Below are 2220 nucleotides of genomic sequence, written 5' to 3'. Positions count from 1 at the left end.
GAAGCAATTGCTATATTTATGGTGGAGCGATCAATAAAAACGGCTTTAGATCTTTTAAATCATGCATTAAAACTAACTTTAACCAATTCTGGTTTTTTATCAGAAAGAGAAATAGATATTATGCAGACAATGGCTATATTTCATGGAGAAAATAAAGAATATGAAAAAAGTATTACTATATTAAGAAGATGTTTAAATAATTTTAATAAGTTAGATTTTCCTAGAGATAAAGAAATTAAATTAAAAATCATTTTCAATTTAGCAAAAAATTTAGGTCATGCAAATCAACACGAAGAGGCAATAAAATACAATGATATGGGCATCCAACTAGCTATTAATCTAAATACTTTATATTTATTAGGTGAATTATACTATGGACAGGGTTGGAACTTATTAAAGCTTAAACAATATAATAAAGAAGATGTTGATAATAACATGAAAAAAGCGTTATTTATATTTGAATTAACAAAAAACGAAAAAAAATTACAAATAATTAAAGAAGAATATTTCGAAAAACATAATTGCTAAATAACTACTTTTGAATACTGCTTATCTAACAAAAGAAACATTGCCCTAATTAGAGCAATGTTTCTTTTCTTCATTTGACATTAGAAATTGAAATGGAAGAGAACAAATTTGGAACGCTATTCTCAAAAGCTAATGTAAAGGAAGGAATGAGTTCATGTATTCTTTCTTGCATTGTTTTCTTATTTACTTCTCCAAGTTCGTTCAAAAGTTCATCCTCTTCTGAAGACTCATCTCCATTGATTAACATCCTTAACATATCTGAGTTAATGATCTCATGAGGCGAATGAACTAGCCCATTCATCATTATATATTTTTGGAGCATGGATGAATTACCCTCATTCGCTTGCTTTACAGCTTGTTTAAGGTATAAATCAAAATATTTCTGTGCAAATCTCACACCTTTTAGTGGAACGGCTCCTACATGTTCAACACCTTTCCAACGTAAATCCGCAATTGAACTCAGCCACCATGCCGGCTCAATAGCCTGTTGCATACGTTGCAGCACCTTGCGTTCGAATCCAGGTTTATGAGTAGAATGTTCTTTTAAACAAGTATCTAACATTTCAGCTTCAATGGCGGCTACGGTCATCCCTTGTCCGTAAATGGGATCAAAGTTACAAAAAGCATCACCTAACACTAATAATCCAGATGGCCAATTTTCCATTTGTTCAAAATGTTGACGAGTTGATTCATGCGCTCTAAATCCTCTTGGGACACTAATTGGTTCTAACTCTTTAATTAACTCCCTCATCATAGGGGTAACTAATGAGTCCAGTTCTTTTTCATATTCTTTTGAATTGGTTGGTGGATAGTGCATACCTCCAGCAACAAATAGTAGCGCTTGAGCTATGTTATCTTCAATATATAATAACCCTACAGCACCAACGTTTTTAGCAGGATTGCCTTCAGAAATTGCACTCAATTTCTCTTTGATATGTGAAGGTACTTTATAATATCTCGTGCTATATCCAAAATTCACCTTTAAACGTTCTGGTTCTGGAACATCATATCCCATAGATGTAAGCCATTTATTGAGTTTAGATTGACGACCACATGTGTCAACTACCAAATCGGTTAACACAGTTCGCTTTGTTTTTAATTCGTCTCGTTCTTGAATATGAATTCCAATAACACGCTTGTGATCTGAAGAAGCTAAAAGGCCTGTCACCGCTTGCTTTGAATAAAAATGTACATTAGGAATTTCTTGCACACGTTGGCGGATTGTCCATTCTAACAATGCTCGACTGCTTGCTGCACCTTTTCGTTCTATAACTAGTTCCAGTGCCCCATACGGAGAAAATCGAATCATTTTATCATTCTTGACATTATGAGCCCCTAGATTTAATAAATCATCAACATATCTAGGAAAGAAACGGTTCATAATTATTTCTCCGCGTGGTAATACACGATGAGGATGAAAGTCTTGGGGTGTACCTGGACGTTCAGATGGTTTTTGAGGTAACTCATCTTTTTCAACAACTATCACTGTCTCAAAATAACTGGATAGCACGCGTGCAGTAAGTAAGCCTGCAATACCAGCTCCAATCACAAGTGCCTTTTCTCTTTTTTGCTGTTGATATAGTAATTGATTATCCATCAATAATCTCCCCTCTTTCTAAAAAGTATGTTTGTTCAACATGAATCTATTAAAAATTTTCCAGAAATCAGAATAAATAAATAAATAAATAAATG

General features: G+C 33.5%; 1 protein-coding gene and 1 pseudogene. One reads left to right on the top strand and one right to left on the bottom strand.

Annotation, left to right across the window (positions count from 1 at the left end):
• Window positions 1-528 (top strand): annotated as a pseudogene (locus tag DN403_RS30475) (transcriptional regulator); the annotation flags it as partial.
• Window positions 529-598: 70 nt separating this feature from the next.
• Here the strand turns inward: DN403_RS30475 and DN403_RS30470 are convergent.
• Complete coding sequence (locus DN403_RS30470; protein WP_149186104.1) at window positions 599-2125, bottom strand: FAD dependent oxidoreductase; 1527 nt, start codon at window positions 2123-2125, stop codon at window positions 599-601.
• Window positions 2126-2220: the final 95 nt, after the last annotated feature.

The sequence above is a fragment of the Bacillus sp. AY2-1 genome (assembly GCF_008368965.1).
GTDB lineage: Bacteria > Bacillota > Bacilli > Bacillales > Bacillaceae_G > Bacillus_A > Bacillus_A thuringiensis_S.
This window is presented reverse-complemented; position numbering and strand designations above follow the sequence as displayed.

Excerpts from the sequence above, each read along its gene's own strand:
- DN403_RS30470 (WP_149186104.1), bottom strand. The coding sequence starts at position 2,125 with ATGGATAATCAATTACTATATCAACAGCAAAAAAGAGAAAAGGCACTT.